Source organism: Streptomyces synnematoformans (assembly GCF_039531005.1).
Lineage (GTDB): Bacteria > Actinomycetota > Actinomycetes > Streptomycetales > Streptomycetaceae > Streptomyces > Streptomyces synnematoformans.
This window is the reverse complement of record NZ_BAAAPF010000003.1, coordinates 42,011-57,000: the sequence shown is the minus strand read 5'-3', so window position 1 is coordinate 57,000 and position 14,990 is coordinate 42,011. Positions and strand designations below refer to the sequence as shown.

Annotated in this window: 24 protein-coding genes and 1 tRNA gene; 2 read left to right on the top strand and 23 right to left on the bottom strand. The window is 72.8% G+C overall.

Annotated elements, in window-relative coordinates; genetic code table 11:
* Window positions 1-19 precede the first annotated feature (19 nt).
* Both ABD317_RS01780 and ABD317_RS01775 read right to left on the bottom strand, forming a co-directional pair.
* The gene (locus ABD317_RS01780) at window positions 20-1,258 is read right to left on the bottom strand and encodes a DUF932 domain-containing protein (protein ID WP_344287086.1); all 1,239 of its coding nucleotides are present in this window, start codon (window positions 1,256-1,258) and stop codon (window positions 20-22) included.
* A 168-nt stretch (window positions 1,259-1,426) separates the two neighbouring features.
* On the bottom strand, window positions 1,427-2,005 hold the full coding sequence (locus tag ABD317_RS01775) for a hypothetical protein (RefSeq protein ID WP_344287084.1): 579 nt from the start codon (window positions 2,003-2,005) through the stop codon (window positions 1,427-1,429).
* 177 nt (window positions 2,006-2,182) lie between these two features.
* Between ABD317_RS01775 and ABD317_RS01770 the strand changes: the two genes are divergently transcribed.
* On the top strand, window positions 2,183-2,461 hold the full coding sequence (locus ABD317_RS01770; protein ID WP_344287082.1) for a hypothetical protein: 279 nt from the start codon (window positions 2,183-2,185) through the stop codon (window positions 2,459-2,461).
* Window positions 2,462-2,473: 12 nt separating this feature from the next.
* Entirely contained in the window at window positions 2,474-2,962 is a 489-nt protein-coding gene (locus tag ABD317_RS01765) for a GIY-YIG nuclease family protein (protein ID WP_344287080.1), read from the top strand.
* Between the two features lie 105 nt (window positions 2,963-3,067).
* On the opposite strand, the gene ABD317_RS01760 is transcribed toward ABD317_RS01765, so the two are convergent.
* From ABD317_RS01760 to ABD317_RS01660, 21 genes are all read right to left on the bottom strand, one after another.
* Window positions 3,068-4,513 (bottom strand): DNA cytosine methyltransferase, encoded by a 1,446-nt coding sequence (locus tag ABD317_RS01760; RefSeq protein WP_344287078.1) that lies wholly within the window; start codon window positions 4,511-4,513, stop codon window positions 3,068-3,070.
* The gene (locus ABD317_RS01755; protein WP_344287076.1) at window positions 4,510-5,061 is read right to left on the bottom strand and encodes an Lsr2 family DNA-binding protein; all 552 of its coding nucleotides are present in this window, start codon (window positions 5,059-5,061) and stop codon (window positions 4,510-4,512) included. The genes ABD317_RS01760 and ABD317_RS01755 overlap by 4 nt, the downstream gene beginning before the upstream one ends.
* On the bottom strand, window positions 5,058-5,882 hold the full coding sequence (locus tag ABD317_RS01750; RefSeq protein ID WP_344287074.1) for a hypothetical protein: 825 nt from the start codon (window positions 5,880-5,882) through the stop codon (window positions 5,058-5,060). The genes ABD317_RS01755 and ABD317_RS01750 overlap by 4 nt, the downstream gene beginning before the upstream one ends.
* On the bottom strand, window positions 5,866-6,333 hold the full coding sequence (locus ABD317_RS01745) for a hypothetical protein (RefSeq protein WP_344287072.1): 468 nt from the start codon (window positions 6,331-6,333) through the stop codon (window positions 5,866-5,868). Before ABD317_RS01745 ends, ABD317_RS01750 begins: the two co-directional genes overlap by 17 nt.
* Window positions 6,333-6,557: a hypothetical protein gene (locus ABD317_RS01740; RefSeq protein WP_344287070.1), complete on the bottom strand. Its 225-nt coding sequence runs from the start codon at window positions 6,555-6,557 to the stop codon at window positions 6,333-6,335. Before ABD317_RS01740 ends, ABD317_RS01745 begins: the two co-directional genes overlap by 1 nt.
* Complete coding sequence (locus tag ABD317_RS01735; protein ID WP_344287068.1) at window positions 6,554-6,910, bottom strand: hypothetical protein; 357 nt, start codon at window positions 6,908-6,910, stop codon at window positions 6,554-6,556. The genes ABD317_RS01740 and ABD317_RS01735 overlap by 4 nt, the downstream gene beginning before the upstream one ends.
* A 34-nt stretch (window positions 6,911-6,944) precedes the next feature.
* A tRNA-Leu gene (locus tag ABD317_RS01730) sits at window positions 6,945-7,018 on the bottom strand.
* A gap of 7 nt (window positions 7,019-7,025) precedes the next feature.
* Entirely contained in the window at window positions 7,026-7,439 is a 414-nt protein-coding gene (locus ABD317_RS01725) for a DUF6011 domain-containing protein (protein ID WP_344287066.1), read from the bottom strand.
* Window positions 7,432-7,974, bottom strand: coding sequence for an HAD domain-containing protein (locus tag ABD317_RS01720; protein WP_344287064.1), 543 nt, complete (start codon window positions 7,972-7,974; stop codon window positions 7,432-7,434). Before ABD317_RS01720 ends, ABD317_RS01725 begins: the two co-directional genes overlap by 8 nt.
* A complete protein-coding gene (locus ABD317_RS01715; protein WP_344287062.1) occupies window positions 7,971-8,351 on the bottom strand; it encodes a hypothetical protein in 381 nt (126 codons plus the stop codon). Before ABD317_RS01715 ends, ABD317_RS01720 begins: the two co-directional genes overlap by 4 nt.
* A complete protein-coding gene (locus ABD317_RS01710) occupies window positions 8,348-8,971 on the bottom strand; it encodes a hypothetical protein (RefSeq protein ID WP_344287060.1) in 624 nt (207 codons plus the stop codon). The genes ABD317_RS01715 and ABD317_RS01710 overlap by 4 nt, the downstream gene beginning before the upstream one ends.
* Entirely contained in the window at window positions 8,964-9,188 is a 225-nt protein-coding gene (locus ABD317_RS01705) for a hypothetical protein (RefSeq protein WP_344287058.1), read from the bottom strand. Before ABD317_RS01705 ends, ABD317_RS01710 begins: the two co-directional genes overlap by 8 nt.
* Window positions 9,181-9,540: a hypothetical protein gene (locus ABD317_RS01700; protein WP_344287056.1), complete on the bottom strand. Its 360-nt coding sequence runs from the start codon at window positions 9,538-9,540 to the stop codon at window positions 9,181-9,183. The genes ABD317_RS01705 and ABD317_RS01700 overlap by 8 nt, the downstream gene beginning before the upstream one ends.
* Complete coding sequence (locus ABD317_RS01695; protein ID WP_344287054.1) at window positions 9,533-9,886, bottom strand: hypothetical protein; 354 nt, start codon at window positions 9,884-9,886, stop codon at window positions 9,533-9,535. Before ABD317_RS01695 ends, ABD317_RS01700 begins: the two co-directional genes overlap by 8 nt.
* A complete protein-coding gene (locus ABD317_RS01690; RefSeq protein WP_344287052.1) occupies window positions 9,883-10,266 on the bottom strand; it encodes a hypothetical protein in 384 nt (127 codons plus the stop codon). Before ABD317_RS01690 ends, ABD317_RS01695 begins: the two co-directional genes overlap by 4 nt.
* Window positions 10,263-10,502 (bottom strand): hypothetical protein, encoded by a 240-nt coding sequence (locus ABD317_RS01685; RefSeq protein ID WP_344287050.1) that lies wholly within the window; start codon window positions 10,500-10,502, stop codon window positions 10,263-10,265. Before ABD317_RS01685 ends, ABD317_RS01690 begins: the two co-directional genes overlap by 4 nt.
* Window positions 10,502-11,230, bottom strand: coding sequence for a hypothetical protein (locus ABD317_RS01680; RefSeq protein ID WP_344287048.1), 729 nt, complete (start codon window positions 11,228-11,230; stop codon window positions 10,502-10,504). The genes ABD317_RS01685 and ABD317_RS01680 overlap by 1 nt, the downstream gene beginning before the upstream one ends.
* Before the next feature lie 50 nt (window positions 11,231-11,280).
* Window positions 11,281-12,201, bottom strand: coding sequence for a phosphatase domain-containing protein (locus ABD317_RS01675; RefSeq protein WP_344287046.1), 921 nt, complete (start codon window positions 12,199-12,201; stop codon window positions 11,281-11,283).
* Window positions 12,201-12,896 carry a nucleotidyltransferase domain-containing protein gene (locus ABD317_RS01670; protein ID WP_344287044.1) on the bottom strand — a complete coding sequence of 232 codons (696 nt, stop codon included), beginning with the start codon at window positions 12,894-12,896 and terminating at the stop codon, window positions 12,201-12,203. The genes ABD317_RS01675 and ABD317_RS01670 overlap by 1 nt, the downstream gene beginning before the upstream one ends.
* Complete coding sequence (locus ABD317_RS01665; protein WP_344287042.1) at window positions 12,893-13,756, bottom strand: phage antirepressor N-terminal domain-containing protein; 864 nt, start codon at window positions 13,754-13,756, stop codon at window positions 12,893-12,895. The genes ABD317_RS01670 and ABD317_RS01665 overlap by 4 nt, the downstream gene beginning before the upstream one ends.
* 2 nt (window positions 13,757-13,758) lie before the next feature.
* Complete coding sequence (locus ABD317_RS01660; RefSeq protein WP_344287040.1) at window positions 13,759-14,955, bottom strand: RNA ligase; 1,197 nt, start codon at window positions 14,953-14,955, stop codon at window positions 13,759-13,761.
* Window positions 14,956-14,990 lie beyond the last annotated feature (35 nt).

Genomic DNA, 14,990 nt, shown 5'->3' with positions numbered 1-14,990 from the left:
CCGGCCGCCGGTCGGTGGGCTAGCGGGTGGTCAGCAGCATCAGGCGGCGGTGGGCACTCGACTTCTCGTCGTCGTAGCCGCCCTCCAGCGCGCGCTGCGCGCGGGCCAGGTCCTCGGTGAGGTTCCGGGGCACGACGCGGGTGCGGTGGTCGAGGAAGTCCGTGATCGTCCGCTCGGCGGCGTAGGCGGTGCGCCCGAGGCGCCCGGCCTCGGCGCGGAACATCGCGTCGAGCTGCTCGGTGCGCTCGGCGTGGTTGGCCTTCACCTTGTCGGTGGCGTCCTCCTCCAGCGGCCACAGTGCGCCGAGCACGGCGTGGAAGTCGGCGACGGCGATGTCGGTGCGGGCGAGGGCGTTCTCCTCGGCGGTGAACTGCTCGAAGTAGCGCACGGACAGGCCGAGGGTGCGGCGGGCCTCGCGGATCGCCGCGGTGGCTCCGCGGGTGTGGCGGACGGTCCAGCTCGTGTGCGCGTCACGGACGGCGAACCGCTCGGTGTTGGCGCACACGGGCCGCCACGGGGTGACGACGCAGGTGAACCCGCCGCCGCCGGTGTGGTCGTTGAAGATCGCCACGTACGGGACGATCTCGTCGTTGATGCCGTCGGCGTCGACCGTGACGGTCTGCGGCAGGCGGATCGACACGAACACCCGGCGCCCGCCGCGCAGCGCCCCGGCGGACTCCCACACCACGTCCGTCTCGCCGACCAGCTCCTGAAGGAAGCCGAAGCCGTCCGCGTTCTGGATCGGGACGTACTTCTTGCCGACCGACCCGAGGGCCTCGCCGGTGTCCTCCCGCACGGTCGTGAACCGGCCGTCGTGTCGGCGCAGCTCACCGAGCCACTCGTACATCGCGGGCACGGTGGTGACGGTGAAGTCCAGCCCGGACATGGCCAGCACCTTGTCGACGTCGGTGGTGCCGCCCGGGATGATCTGCCCCAGGCCGTGCCACGCCGGGGACGACGCGTACAGCGCCACGCGGCCCGTGGTGTCCACGTCCAGACCGTGCTGGTTCACGATCGCCGCGATCTGGCCCGCCGCGTCCAGCTCGACGCGGAACCGCTCGCCGCGGTCCCAGCCGGTGAGGTACTCGTACCAGCCGCCGCCGAGCTTCCCCACAGCGCCGGACGCCAGCTGCCCGTCCAGCCACTCGCGGCTGCGCGCCGCCTTGTCCTCGACGGCCGCGATCTGCGCGGCCTTCTCCCCCGCGAACGCAGCGTTCACGTCCACGCCCCGCTCCGGCTGCCGTGTTCCCTGGTCCATCTCTCTGCTCCCCCTCGGGATCTGTCCGTCTCGTCCGTGTGTCGTGGGTGGGTGGTGGGTGGCCCGGCGGCCGGGATGGTGGAAGCGGCCGCCGGGCCCGTGCGCCGCCGTCTCCAGCGGCGCCGCTCCCCCGGCCGGGCCCCAGGTGCCCGGCCGGGTAGCGGGGTGTCAGCCCCAGGTGACCCGCAGGCCCGACCTGAGGGCGTGCTCCGCCAGCCCCCGCAGGTCGGCCAGACGCCGCTGCAGGTAGCCGACCGGCCGCCCGCAGTCGGTGAACCGGCCCCGCGTCTCCGCCGGGCGGCCCTCGTCGTCGGGCGTGATCGCCACGGCGACCAGCACCCGGCCGAGGAACTGCTCCGGGTCCTCGTCGCCGCACGACTCGGTGAGGCCGAGGACGTCCAGCACCACGGCCGCGTTGGCGTTGGCCATGTTCACCGGCTCGCCGTGGCCATCGGCGGTGAACGTCACGGACATGGCGGCCTCCAGGGTCGGGACTGGCAGGTGGGCGGTCTGCGGGAAGGCGAGCCACCCGGCCTCCAGCACGTGCAGCTCCGAGGGCCGGTAGGCGAAGACCGTGCGGGCCACGCCGTCGACCGCTTCGGTGACCCGCTCCGGGTCGCGCCCGTACTGGCCGCGGTAGACGGCGGCAGCGGCACGGCCGAAGAGGCTCCGGTACTTCCAGTCCAAGGGCAGCCCGCCCGCGACCAGGAACTCAGCGACCGTGAACTTCCGCTGCCCGCCCTCCATGGCGCCCCTCCTTCTGTGCCCTTCGGAACACCTCCATTTTATCCAAACGAACTTGGACAAGTCAAGTTGGACAACTGGATTTGCCCAAACGGGCTTGCTACCTTGGGAGGCATGAGAGGCCCGATGCGATCCCCTCCCCAAGCACCTTGGCCAAGCGAGCTGTGGGAACATGCGGCCATGAGCGACTACTCCCCCAGCCCGCAGCTCGCCGCAGCCCTCACCGCCTTCGAGGAAGCACTCACCGAGGTCGAGGAGCGCCGGCGGGCACTGCGAGAAGCAGTCGCCGCCGACCTCAAGGCGTACGACGTCACGAACGACGTCGTCGCCGACCACCTGCCCTGGTCCGCAGAGACCGTCCGCGGGATCGCCCGCGAGTACGGCGTCCCGCCGAGGCGGAAACCGACCGTCCGATCGATCAAGCCCAAGAAGAAGCCCGGGGGCACGTCCTCCGGCTGACCGGAGGAAGACATGCCCCGAGTGGACCCGACGAAGCCCACTGCGCTGTACCGGCTCTTCACGTCTGGCGACGTGCTGCTGTACGTCGGCATCACGGTCGAGCCGAAGGTCAGGCTCCGGGTCCACTCCCGCGAGAAGACGTGGTGGCACGAGGTCGTGCGCCACGAAATCGAGTGGCACCCTGACCGGGCGGCGGCAGAGCGAGCCGAGACCGACGCCATCGTCACCGAGAAGCCCCGGTACAACGTCGAGCAGTCCACGACCCGGGTGCGCGGCGACGCCAGCACGGAGTACCGCAGCCCGTACGCCAAACCACGGCAGGTGCGCATCGCCACGCCTACGTGGCAGGCCCTCTACACAGCAACCAAGGCTGCAGCCACGTCGCGAGGCGCGACCATCACAGCCATGATCGCGTGGTGGCTCGGCGAGCCGGGGGCGGAGCTTCCCGAGCGCCCGCCCCGGGCCGCCTGGTCCGAAGCTCCCCCAGCGCCCGGACCGTGAGGTTGTGCTCGAAGCGCGCCGGCTGCCCGAGGCAGCGGACGCAGCCAAGAACGCGGACGTGACGGAGGGGTGACGTGGGCAGCGGCTGTGCGTACAGGGCATCTCTCAGGCCACCGCCTCGTGCCGGCTGATGTCCTCGCCCGTCAGGGATTCCACGACCATGCCGACGAGGTCTCGTGCGGCGTTCGGCGTGACGGCGTTCCCGATCATCTCGATCTGCTGATCGCGATCCCCGAGGAAGACGTAGTGCCCGGGGAACTCCATGGCGTTCGCGTTCTCACGGACGGTGAGCATCCGGTAGCGGCACTCCTCGACGCTGGTGGCGTAGCCGACCAGGCCGTGCCGGTCGTGGGTCGTGAGCGTGGGCATCGGGGCGGTGACGGGCTGCGTCTTGCTGTTGCCGTAGTACGGCAACAGCTCGTGCGCGGCCGGGTCGGCGTACACGACGCCGTGGTTGATGCCCCCGGTGGTGAGCGTCGACATCGGCCGGCTGGCGGGCCGGTGGGTGGAACCGCCGCCCCGCAGCTCGACCATGAAGGGCGGGATGAGGACGCCTTCGGACTCGGTCGTCGTGCGGGTCCGCATGAGCCGGTCGACCGGGTAGGCGGTGGTGTTCCACGTGCCGCCGCACGGCACTAGCAGGGTGCGCTGGTACTTCGCCCAGCCGTCGCGGATCTTCCGCATCGTGTTGGCGACCAGCGGCCGGCGGCGGCCGCCGATGGTCTCGGCGGGCAGCGTCCAGTCGATCGCCTCGGCGGCGGCCCGCGTGTGCGGCTCGACGACCGTGTTCCGGCACTCGACGTGCGGGCAGCGGTAGGTGTACTGGCCGGTCTTGATGCCGTACACGCCCCACGGCCGCTCGGGGCTGCACGTCTTCGTCTTCTTCCAGGACTGCATCAGCCGTGTCCGGCCGTGCTGGGGGCACGTGCCGTACGGGCGCAGCCACTTGTCGAAGTCGGGAGCGCGGTCGCCCTTGCGCCAGAAGATCACGTACATGCGCGGGCGCCGCGAGCGCGAGCCGGGGCCGGCAGCCTGGGCGTGGGCGGAGTCGAGGTAGATGATCCGGTGCTCGTACGGGCCCCACAGGGCGACGCTGCGCACCCAGTTGTCGAAGGCGAAGCCGGGCGCTTCGTCCGGGCCCCACCAGCGGGCGTCGGGCACATTCTCGACGACGATCGCCCGGTAGCGGTGGTGCTCGGCGAACCGCGCGACGTCGTGCATGGTGGCCCGGGACCGGATAGCAGCTTCGTCGGTGCCGTCGGTGGCGAACAGGCCGCCGCTGAACTCACCGTGACCGCGCTTCTTCCCCTTGGCCCGGGTGTGGTTGGTGCACTCGGGGGACGCCCACAGGATGTCCGTCGTCGGGTATCGGGACGGGACGACCTGGGAGATGTCGGCGCAGTCGTGGTCCGTGTCGGGGTGGTTGCTCTGGTGGGTGTCGATGGCGTGCCGGGAGTGGTTGGCTGCCAGCACGACACGCACGCCGGGGATCTGCAGCGCTCCGGTGGTGGAACCGCCGGCGCCGCAGAACAGGTCGGTCGCGGTGATCACTGGCGCGCAGTCCCCAGCCCAGGCCTCACGCCGGTGGCCGCCCGCCACTGCTCGACGATCGCCTTGGGCACGCGGCCGACCGGGGAGACCTCGATACCCTGCTCCGCGGCCCAGGCGCGGACGTCGGCCGGCGGGTAGCCGAGCGGCTGCTTCTTCCGCTTGGTCTTGGGCGGCGCCAGCTCGGCCTCCCGCGCGCGGAGTTCGGCAAGACGCTGCTCCAGCGTCTCGGTCTCGACGGCGATGGCCGTCAGCTCCTGCTCGGCGTCCCTGCGGGCGCGGAGGGCGGTGATGGCGGTGCGGGCATCGGCGGCCTGGTCCCGGACCTCGGGGGCGACGTGTTCGTCGCCCCAGGCGAGGAGCGCCCACACGGGCGTGTCCTGCTCCTGCGGGTCGTCGGGCGGTGCGGGCTTCGGGGCGGGAGGCGGGGCCGGGTCGTGCACGTGGTTCTCCTTGGCGGTGGGCTTGCTGCGGGGCTGGCGGGGCGCCGGCGGGCGGGTGGCGTGCGGCTGCTCCTCGTCGAGGAGGGCGCGCAGCGCGTTGATGGTCATCGCCCGGTCCCGGCCGCGCGGGCTTCGTTTTCCAGGTCCTCCAGGTCCTTGAGGATCTGGGTGACGACCTGCTCGACGGCTTCGGTGGCGTCGGCGGCGAGTTCGGCGGCGCGGGGGTGGCCGGCCTGCTTGAGTCGGTGGGCGACGCCGCCGACGCCGCCGGCGAGGGTTTCGCTCTGGTGGAGCAGGCGCAGCAGCTGGGCGGCGGGCGCGGGGGTGTCGCGGGTCATGGCGGTGTCCTCCTGGGGAATGCGGTTCTCGCTGAGCAGGACCAGGCGCGGGCCTTCGTAGCGGGCCGGCCGGCCGGTCTCTTCGTCGGCGCAGTGGATGTTGACGCACCAGGCGCGGGGCCGGTCGCCGTCGGCGCGGCCGTAGATCGTCGGCTGCCGGTCGGGGCCGCCGTCGCACACCAGGCACAGCACGCCGCGGAACTCCTCGCTCGGGGAGCGCAGGCCGAGGACGGTCTCGGCGGTGGACACCCAGGTGCCGACGAGGCTGGTGGCGTGCCCGGCCTGGTCGGCGGCTTCGGCGTTGTGCGGGATGGCGCGCAGCGCCTTCTCCCAGTGCTGGGCGTACGCGGAGTTGCGCAGGCCCCGGTCGAGGCCGACCGCCTCGGTCTTGATGCGCGTGCTCCAGAACACGGCTTCCAGCGGGGTCGGCGGCCGGGACCCGGGCGCGGTACGGCCGGCGGGCTCGTGGGGCTGCGCGGTGCGCAGGGCGATGTCGTCGAGGCGGCGCAGGAGTCCGGGCCCGGGCTCGTGGCCGTCGCTGATCGCGTAGCCGTCGAGGAGGGCGTGGACGAGGTCACTGAGGGTCTGCACTGGTGCTCCCTTCGGGGCCCGGGCGGCGGGCGAGGCCGAGGACGACCGCGGAGGCGCACGGCCAGTGCACCGGGTGCGCCGGGATGTTCCACATGCCGTTAGCGTCGAACTCCATGCAGCGGGCGCAGACCAGTCCGGTGGTGCGAGCGCGGCAGGTGCGGCAGGCGCTCAACCGCGACCAGTTCTCGTGGATCACCGAGCCCAGGGCGACCGGCTCGTGGCCGTAGTCGTGCTCGGAGTTGCCGCGGTACAGCGCGGCGCGCAGGCCGGGCAGGCACGCGGCGCACGGCTCCCGGCCGTCGCCCATCGCGACGGGGACGGTGGTCTCCTTGATGCGGTAGTTGTGGAGGGTGCCCCAGCCGCCGAACAGGTCCTGGCCTGCGAGCAGCGCGCCGCAGTCCTCGCGGGCGTGGAAGCGGGCGCCTCCCCTGGAGGCGTACACGGGGTTCATCAGCGGTTCCTCTGGGAGTGGCGGGCCAGGATCCGGGCGCCGACGGCAGCGGGCCAGAACACGATCAGCAACGCGGCGAACAGAGCCGCTGCCGCCGGGGCGGTGTCGAAGACGAGCCGCATCATCGGCTCGTCCTGTATCTGGCGCGGGGTGACCAGCGCGAAGAGGACGATGCCGAGCACCCACACGGCCAGGACGGAGACGGCGAGGACGGTGGTGATCACGGAGCCGCCTCCGGGGTGTCGTCGCCAGCAGGGCCGGGATCGGGCAGGAGGCCGGCGTCGTCGAGGGCGCCGAGCGCGCGGCGGGCGAGGGCGTCCGGGTAGGGGCCCTGGCCGACGAACGCGAAGCTCTTGCCGGTGGACACGTGCATGGCGACCTTGATGAGGTCGCGGAACGCCCACGCGGGCACGGACGTCAGGACGATCCCCCGGTGGCCGTCGGCCATGGTCTCGACACGGCTGATGCTGACCGTCGGCTCGGGCACGGGCCCGTGCTCGCACTCCCCCGGGCGGAGGGTGTGCGCTCCGGCCTTGCGGCACTCGCGGCGGCAGCCGTCGAAGTCCTCGTCCGTCATCGCTGGCTCCTTTCGTCGGCGGTGGATGAGGGGGTGCCCGGGGCGGGATTCGAACCCGCACTCAGCCCGCTTTTAAGGCGGGAGCGTCTTCCGTTGCGCCACCCGGGCCGGGGCATCAGCGGGGCTCCTGGGGGCCGGATCGTGGCCGCCGGCGGCGGCAGGCGTTCTCGGCGGCGCACACGGTGATCTCCGGGGTGTGGACGGTCGGCGGGATGACCCGGAAGCCGCGGCTGCCGACGCGGCCGCACTGCTCGCAGCGCAGCAGCCGCGGCCGGCGCCGGTCCCGCGCGCGGCGGGGGCGGGTACGGCGGGGCGGCGGTGCCGGCGCGGCCGGCTGGACGTCGGCGGCGGTGTCCTCGTCGAGGTCGAGGGGCAGCTGGCCCGCGCCGGGCGCCGTACGGGGCGGCGCCGGTCGGCTGGGTGCCCCGGTGGTCGGCGTGAGCTTGCGGCGGCAGACCGGGCCGATGCCCGCGGCCACCGACACGGGGTCGGTGAGGCGGCGGCCGCACGGGCAGCGGGACTCATCCACCGGCGGCCTCCTCCCCTGCCCGGCCGGGGAGCTGGGCGGCCCACGCGGCGAGCGCCTCGAAGTCGCCCGGGAGGAGGCCCTTGCGCGGGTCGACGTGGTGGAGCAGTGCCGGGGCGCCGTGGTGGGCGGCGACGTACTCGCGGTCCGCCGGGCCGGTCTCGTCGTCGACCCACACGAACGGGCGGCCCGCGGCGTAGTCCACGAGGTCGTGGGTCTTGAAGTAGGTGCCGTCGTCCCGGCTGTAGTCGTCGCAACTCCAGTCGACATGCGGCAGGTCCGGCAGGCCGACGTTCGGGGCGATCCACGTGTTCGCCTCGTCGGCCCACGTGGTGGCCCACACTAGGTCGTACGGCAGTGCGAGGAGCTGCGCGCCGTGGCCGGGGTTGAGCCACACCCGCAGCGGCTTCGCGCGGGGGTGGTCCCAGCCGCGGGGCCGCATGCGGTGGGTGGTGTAGCCCTCGGGGCGGCGCGATGCCTTCGCCGCGAACGGGTTGAGCGGGCCGTCGACGTCGAGGAACAGCAGCGGGCGCGTCACCGGCCACCGCCGAACACGAAGTTCTCCAGCTGCTCGTCGGTGCCGTTGTCGAAGACGTCGTGGAAGTCCCCGAAGCCCGTGACCTCCGCCGTGATGTCCGCGGCGCCCCAGCACGGCGTGCACAGCCGACGTACCGGCGGCTCCTTCTCGTCCCACGGCCGGGCCGCGCGCTGGAAGCGGAACAGCATGCGGATCCTGCCGCAGAACTCGCAAGCGCCTTCCCGGGCGGTGCGCAGCCGTATCCGCGCAGCGTCCGCCTCCAGCTGACGCTGCCGCTCCTCGTAGGTGATGCCGCAGCCGGCGCACGGGCCCGGGACGCCGAGGCTCCCGTCGGGCGGCTGGATCGGGAAGGCGTGCTTGCACAGCGAGACGCTCACGGAGCACCGCCTCCGATCGCCCGCGCCACCGCGAGGGCGTGCTCCACGTCTGGGCACGGCCAAGGCACCTCGTCGGCGTCGTGGACCCCGCTGCACCGGCACACCTGGTACTCGCGGTGCTCCGGGTACGTGACCGTGACGTCATCGGCGAAGTGCCGCTCCGCCACCGACTCCAGCCACGCGGCGAGCAGCACGTCGAGGTCCGCGCGGACGATCAGCATTCCGCTCCGGAGCCGGCGCGCTGCGGCGCGCAGTTCGGGCGCCGCGCCCGCCGGCCCGCCCTCCGTCTGCCGCGGCCGTGTTCCCAGCCACTCGGCGGGCGGGTCCGGGGCCGGCCGCAGGCCCGGGAAGTCGATCCGCTCGCCCGGCTCGGCCTCGAACGGTGGCGGGTTCTGCAGGTCGAGTTCGGCGAGGAAGAACTTCCCGGGCAGGTCCGCGGGCGGGCAGCCCGCGGCGGTCGCGAACTGGGTGCCCTGGACGAGGACGGCGCGGCGCCCGCTCCAAGCGGTGACGCTGACCCAGACGTGCACGGGGTCGTCGTCGCAGCAGTCGAGCTGGCCGCCGTCGACCTCGACGGCGACGACGTGGAGCGGGATGGTCGCCCGCGTGGGCTCAGTCACGGCCGGCCTCCTTGTCCCACATGTCGGCGACCTGCCGGAGGATGTGCGCGGCGTTGGTCTTGGACAGGCCGCGGGCGGAGGATTCGACGGCGACGGAGCCGTCGGTGCTGCCGGGCCGGACGATGACGAAGGCGAGGGTGTCGCGGCCGTCGACGGCGACGAACGTGTCCCGTCCGGCGGGCCGGCCGGTGTGCGGGGGCGTGGCGGGGTCATTCACAGTCCAGCTCCGGGGTCTGGTCGGGGTCTTCGACGGGCGGTGTGGGCGGTCCCCAGCCGAGGGCGGCGCGGATCTCGTCCGGGCCGAGCCGGTGCTCGCTGACGAGCCGGCCGTCGCGCCACTGCTGGCCGTCGCGCAGGACCTGGGCGAGGCGGTCGAGGCCGGCGGACCGGGCGTAGGCCCGGTCGGCGTCGGCGAGTTCGGCGTTGATCAGCGCTCGCAGCAGCTCGGCGTCGCCGGCTTCCATGCGGCGGCAGGCGCGGGAAAGCTGCACGAGGAGCTGTTCGCGGCGGTGCCAGCGCTCGACCTGGGCGGCGTCGGCGGCCTGCTGGACGGTGGCGTCGTCAGGCATGGGCGTGCTCCTCGTCGCGGTCGGGGGGCGGCAGTTGCCGCCTCAGGGCTTCGATGTGGTCGAGGACGGCACCGGCGGCGCCGCCGGCGCTGCCCGTGCTCGCCTGGAAACCGCAGGAGCACCGTGCGGTCGGCTCTGAGGCGCCGATGCGCGGGAGGTCGACGCCGGCCAGGTGGTGGTGGTGGAAGGCCACAACGAGGTGGCGGGTTGCTGCGTGGAGGGCCTCGGTCTGGGAGGCGAGCAGGTAGACGCTGGCCCTGCACCGGTCGATGCGGCAGAACCACATCCACGCGCCTGCGTTCCGGGCACCGGGCAGCCTGCGGATCCGCACGATGGCCGCGGTCATGGAGTGGTCCCGGTGGTGCGGTAGACGGTGCAGGTCTGCGCGGGCGGCTGCTCGACCCACTCGGCGGTGATCTCGCCGCGCTGCTGCATGCGGGCCAGGAGCCGCGCGGTCTGCCCGGCCGGGAGGCCGACGCCGGCGGCCACGCCGCGGGCGGGCCGGCCGGGGTGCGCGGACACCCATGCGGTGATCGCGTCGGCCCGGGCGCGGCGGACGCGGACGGTCATGCGCGTCGCGACCAGGGCGACCGCGCCCGTCACCGCCGCCACCCAGTACTCGCCGGCGGCCACGTTGACAGCCGTCAGCGTGTAGTAGAGGGCGGCGAAGCAGCCCAGAACCGCCGGTGCGTACGCGGGCCCGCGGTACACGGTGCGGCTGTTCACTGCTGGGTCTCCTCGACGGTGAAGGCGATGACGATGGCGTCGTCGGCGGGGAAGAACTGGAGGGCGTTGTCGTGCAGGGAGGTCTCGGCCGGAACGTTGTGCTTCTCGCGGTACTCCTGCTGCGCGGCGTTCCACGCCTTGTCGACCTCGGCCGCGGCAGCGCCGTGCGGGCTGGGGGCGGGGACGATGTACTCGCGGCGGACGGTGGTGACGGTGCGGCTGGTGTAGTCGGCCATTACGGCTGCTGCTCCTGGTTCTGGGTGTGGTGGTCGGTGGTGAGGTGGCGGCGGATGCGGTCGGGCACCTCGATGCCGAGGCGCTCGCACTCCTCGGCGAGGAACGCGGCGAACTGTTTGCCGTGGGCGTCGATGAGGCGGTGGACGGCGATCTCGCCGGCGCGGGCCCGTACGTCCTTGATGGAGGCCCGGTCGGCGCGGATCTGCTCCAGCCGCACGTCCGGGTCTTCGGAGTTGCGGCGGCGGACGGCCGCCCGGTGGCGCAGGGTCTTCGCCTCGCTGTAGCGGCGGGCCGCGGCCTGCCGGGCCCACGTGGCGCGGGTGCGCCACAGGCGGATCGCCTCGCTGTCGGCGCCGCGGCGGCGCTCGAAGTCGGCGTCGTGCGCGGCGAGGACGCGGCGCAGCTCGGCGTGCCAGCGGTCGACGACGTCGTCTGCGCGCAGCGCCGCCGCTTCCTGGGGGTGGGCGCGGCCGCGGATGTCGCGGTGCACGAGGTCGGCGAACGCCTTGGGGCCAAGCGCGGCCACCAGGCGGGTGATCTCCGGGTCGGCGTCGGCGGCGGCCGGCGGCGGGGTGGAGGTGAGGTGCCACCAGCCGCACGGGCAGGTGCCGTACGGGTAGAGGAGTCCCACGGCGAGGAAGCCGCGCGCGGCTCGGTTCTCGGCGGCCTCGCGGGTGGCGAACCGCAGCTTGCTGGGGGTGCGGCAGGCATCGCTGTCGGCGGGCACGGCTCTCTCCTTCCAGTGGTCGCGGGGCACGGGGGCGGCGGCCATGGCGGTCAGAACCGGCCGTAGTTGACCTGCCAGCAGGCCAAACCCATGCGGCGGTAGAGGGAGACCACGCGATCCCGGTCGTCGAGGCTGAAGCGCACCCGGAAGCGGTCGCGGACGTGGGCGTCGAACAGCTCGGCCTTCACCAGGTCGTCGCGGCGGCGGTCGCCGGCCGCGCGCATCCACAGCTCGTCGTACGGCACCCGGTGCTCGGCGAGCCACGCCTCGGTCTGCGGCCGGTACTCCTCGCCGCGGCCGGACAGCAGCACGATCCGGTCGCCGGTCGCCGCGCGGTGGGCGCGCAGCGTGTAGCGCACCGGCTCGTTGAGGGTGTCCTCGCCGCAGCGTTCGAAGTCGTACGGGCCGCGGGACTCGGCCTTGAGCGCGAGGGTGCCGTCGATGTCGACGAGCAGCGCCGACCGCAGCGTGGTGTCCGGCTCGTACGGCTTCACGGCCGGGAGGTCGTTGAGCCAGTCGGCGGTGAGCCGCCAGCCGCCGCGGGTGGCCTTCTTGTGGGAGTCGGCCAGGCGGCGGATCACCTGCTCGCCGACGGCGGCGTCGCGCAGGGCGTCGCGGCGGATGCACTCCTCCGGGGGCACGTGGGTGAGGTCGTGCACGACGAAGACGGCGTCGCCGCGGACGGTCTCCTTGATACGCGTGGGAAGCCGCGGGGTGAGGTGCGTGTTGTCGACGACGACGTCGAAGCCGCCGTCGACCGCGGCGCGCACCGCGGCGTCCTGGATGTCGCGGACGGTCTCCTCGTGCGCCTTGGACCAGGTGGCGGTGCCGGGGCCGGCGTGGTCGAGCATGGCGCGGAGGTCGTCCATGTTGACGCGCCGCATCCGGCCCGCCGCGGCGGCGAGCAGCTGGCGGGCCTTCGTGGTTTTCCCGCTGGCGGGCAGCCCGGTCATCATGTGGATCGTCGGCATCAGTCGGTTCCCTTCGGCGGGGTGTAGTGGGCGGCGCGGACGCGCTGGAGCCACGCTTCGACGGCCGGCTCGTCCGGGACAGCGGGCAGCACGCCGGGCTTGTCGAAGCGGGACTCGGAGCGGGAGATGAGGACCAGGGCGCGGTCCGGCTGGTCGGCGATCCACGCGCCCATGTCCCGTACGCGGTCAGGCTCGGCCAGGCGGATCGTCAGCGCGCCGGTGGCGTGGAGTTCCTCGCCCTGCTGGATGAGGCGCACCAGGTGCCGGGCGTGCTTCTCCGTGCGTTTCCGCAGGTCCGCGGAGAACGTGCCGTCGCCGCGGTCGCGGAGCTTCTTGAACTGGGAGGTGGCGTAGCCGAGGTAGGCGTTGCGGACCCGGGCGGCGGACAGGAACGCCGACCGGATGCCGATCAGCTCCTCGCCGAGCGGGGTGCACACCTCGTAGCCGTCGAGCCACAGGGTCTCGGTGACCGACGGGTTGCAGCGCAGCGTGAGCCGGCAGAACTTCGCTGCCTCGTGCATGGTGACGTCGGGCTTCGTCGTCACCAGGGACTCGCCCGGCGGGCGCAGGCCGAGGATGCGTTCGGTGGGCTCCGCGTAGACGCCGAGGCGGTCGACGTCGGAGCCGGCGTGTGCGAGGCCGTAGGCGGTGGAGCCGACGATGCCGGACAGGAGGACGAGCATGCGGCCGTTCATGCGGCCTCTCGATTCCGGACCAGCTCAGCGATCTTCACCTTGCCGATGGGGGTGACATACAGGGTGGTGCGCATCTGGTCGTTGTGGTGCCGCGGTGCCTCCGGCTGGTCCCTCTCGACAAACCATGTCCTGTGCGTGGCGTAGGCGTGCCACGAGTACTCCGGCACCATCCGGTTCTGCGACCGGGACCAGCGGCGCCCGTGGAGCCGCCGGTAGATCGCCTTGCGGTCGACCAGCAGCTGTCGCAGCTCCGTCTCTCTGACCCGGAGCTGGTTGGCCAGCACGCGGATCGTCGAGGCGTCGGTGTCGCCGTGCACGAAGGAGTCGACGTACTCGGCTTTCGGGCGGGCGGCTTCCAGTTCTTTGCTCAGCTCCTGCTCACGCTCAAGGACTGCGACGTACTTCCGCGCCATCTCGATCTCGGTCAGCGGCTTGTCGACCGCCCCCGCGTCAGCTCCGCGGTCGAAGAAGTGCCGCCGGAGCGCCCGCCCTGCCTCCCGCTTGTACGCGATCACGGTCTCCTGCGCTTCTGGCCGGACGCGGGAGGGCTGAAGGGTGGCCAGCCAGACAGTGAACGTCTCCAAGCTGACGGCCATCACTCTGCGTGCCTGAGTGTCGCCGGGGACCTGCGTCACGATGAAAGAGACGCAGGCTGTCTGATCTGCGGAAATCTTGGCGTGCTGCGCCTGCCATCGCAGCCCGATCAGTTCGGCGATGGGCCGTAGGATCACCATGGGTTCGCCGTCCACCACGACGCACGGGATGTGGCCGTGGAGGAACGGGACGGCGACAACCTCGGCATATGGGGCGGGGGCCCGGTCGGTCTGCTCGCTGCCGACGGGGTGGACGATGTCGGGCATGCTCAGTTCTCCTCGTCGGTACGGAACGGGGCGGTCGGCTCGGGGCGGATCGACCGCCACAGCGGAAGCTCGTACGGGCGGCCGTCGAGGCGCAGGAACACCGCGGAGCGCACCGCCGGATCGGGCACCGTGCTCTGCACGGCCTCGGCGAACGCCCGGCGGTCGGCGGTGAGGTGGGCGTGAGCGGCGTACGTCGTCTCGACAGTTCTGCACAGCGCCGCGGTCTGCCCGTCGAGGCGGGCGCACACGGAGCGGACCCAGCTGTAGAACTCGTCGGGAACCTGCGCGAGGAGACCATCCAGCGAGGAGGTGCCGGCCGCGGCGGTGACGTCGGAGGGCGGGCACATCAGGGCCTTGGCGACCTGCTTCGGCGGGTAGCCGGCCAGACGCTTGATCCCGAGGAGACGCCAGATGTCCCGTTCGTTGACGCCGGTGAGGATCTTGTGGAGGCGCACGTACTCGGCGAGCTTGCACTTCACCCGCAGCCCGGAGGCGTAGCGGAGCACGAAGCCCTCGGCCTCCATGCCGGAGACGGCGTGCCCGTCGGGCAGTTCGCCGACGGCCATGGCCGCGCGCAGCTTCTGAAGCGGCATGGCCGGCCAGGTGCGCACCACGCTGCCGACGCCCCGCCAGCCGACGGCGGCCTCGTGGAGCGGCAACTCGGCGCCGTCGCGGTCGTAGGCGCCGAGGAGCACCAGGTCCTCGCGGCCGCCGTAGTCCACGACGATCCGGTTCTCGGGGTAGAGGGTCTCGGCGAGGTACGTGACGCCCGGCCTCAGGCCGCCGGCGTCGTGGTCGTCGAGCCATGCCTTCGACCAGACGGCCTGCTCGCTGGCGAAACTCCCCTTCGACGCTGCGCGCCACTGCCCGTCGTAGAAGAAGACGACCGACAGGGAGCCGTCGATCTTGTCGAAGATCTGGAACGGCTCGTCGGGCAGCGGCGGCGCGTACGGCTGGCCGGCTTCGTCGAGGTTGAAGAACTTTTCAAAGGGCCACCCGATGATCTCGCCGGTGCCGTCGTCGACGACCAGGCCGCGGCACCGGCGGGTGACCGGCGTCCAGGCACGCTCGTACTGCACGGCGGGCGTGTACGTGAGGATGGAGATCGGCAGCTTCGGGTGCTGCTTGCGGGTGACGTGCCCGGCATCGATGGCCGCGGCAAGGTCCGCGGGGTCGAACAGATCGTCCAGGACCGGCATCAGGTCGTGCTCCCTCTCAGAGTTGTGCAGCGGGG

Bases quoted from the DNA above. Each gene is read 5' to 3' on its own strand.
- ABD317_RS01675 (WP_344287046.1), bottom strand. From the start codon at position 12,201: ATGCCGACGATCCACATGATGACCGGGCTGCCCGCCAGCGGGAAAACC.
- ABD317_RS01700 (WP_344287056.1), bottom strand. From the start codon at position 9,540: ATGCCTGACGACGCCACCGTCCAGCAGGCCGCCGACGCCGCCCAGGTC.
- ABD317_RS01765 (WP_344287080.1), top strand. From the start codon at position 2,474: ATGCCCCGAGTGGACCCGACGAAGCCCACTGCGCTGTACCGGCTCTTC.
- ABD317_RS01755 (WP_344287076.1), bottom strand. From the start codon at position 5,061: ATGACCATCAACGCGCTGCGCGCCCTCCTCGACGAGGAGCAGCCGCAC.
- ABD317_RS01660 (WP_344287040.1), bottom strand. From the start codon at position 14,955: ATGCCGGTCCTGGACGATCTGTTCGACCCCGCGGACCTTGCCGCGGCC.
- ABD317_RS01685 (WP_344287050.1), bottom strand. From the start codon at position 10,502: ATGGCCGACTACACCAGCCGCACCGTCACCACCGTCCGCCGCGAGTAC.
- ABD317_RS01670 (WP_344287044.1), bottom strand. From the start codon at position 12,896: ATGAACGGCCGCATGCTCGTCCTCCTGTCCGGCATCGTCGGCTCCACC.
- ABD317_RS01735 (WP_344287068.1), bottom strand. From the start codon at position 6,910: ATGACGGACGAGGACTTCGACGGCTGCCGCCGCGAGTGCCGCAAGGCC.
- ABD317_RS01780 (WP_344287086.1), bottom strand. From the start codon at position 1,258: ATGGACCAGGGAACACGGCAGCCGGAGCGGGGCGTGGACGTGAACGCT.
- ABD317_RS01770 (WP_344287082.1), top strand. From the start codon at position 2,183: ATGAGCGACTACTCCCCCAGCCCGCAGCTCGCCGCAGCCCTCACCGCC.
- ABD317_RS01695 (WP_344287054.1), bottom strand. From the start codon at position 9,886: ATGACCGCGGCCATCGTGCGGATCCGCAGGCTGCCCGGTGCCCGGAAC.
- ABD317_RS01775 (WP_344287084.1), bottom strand. From the start codon at position 2,005: ATGGAGGGCGGGCAGCGGAAGTTCACGGTCGCTGAGTTCCTGGTCGCG.
- ABD317_RS01665 (WP_344287042.1), bottom strand. From the start codon at position 13,756: ATGCCCGACATCGTCCACCCCGTCGGCAGCGAGCAGACCGACCGGGCC.
- ABD317_RS01745 (WP_344287072.1), bottom strand. From the start codon at position 6,333: ATGAACCCCGTGTACGCCTCCAGGGGAGGCGCCCGCTTCCACGCCCGC.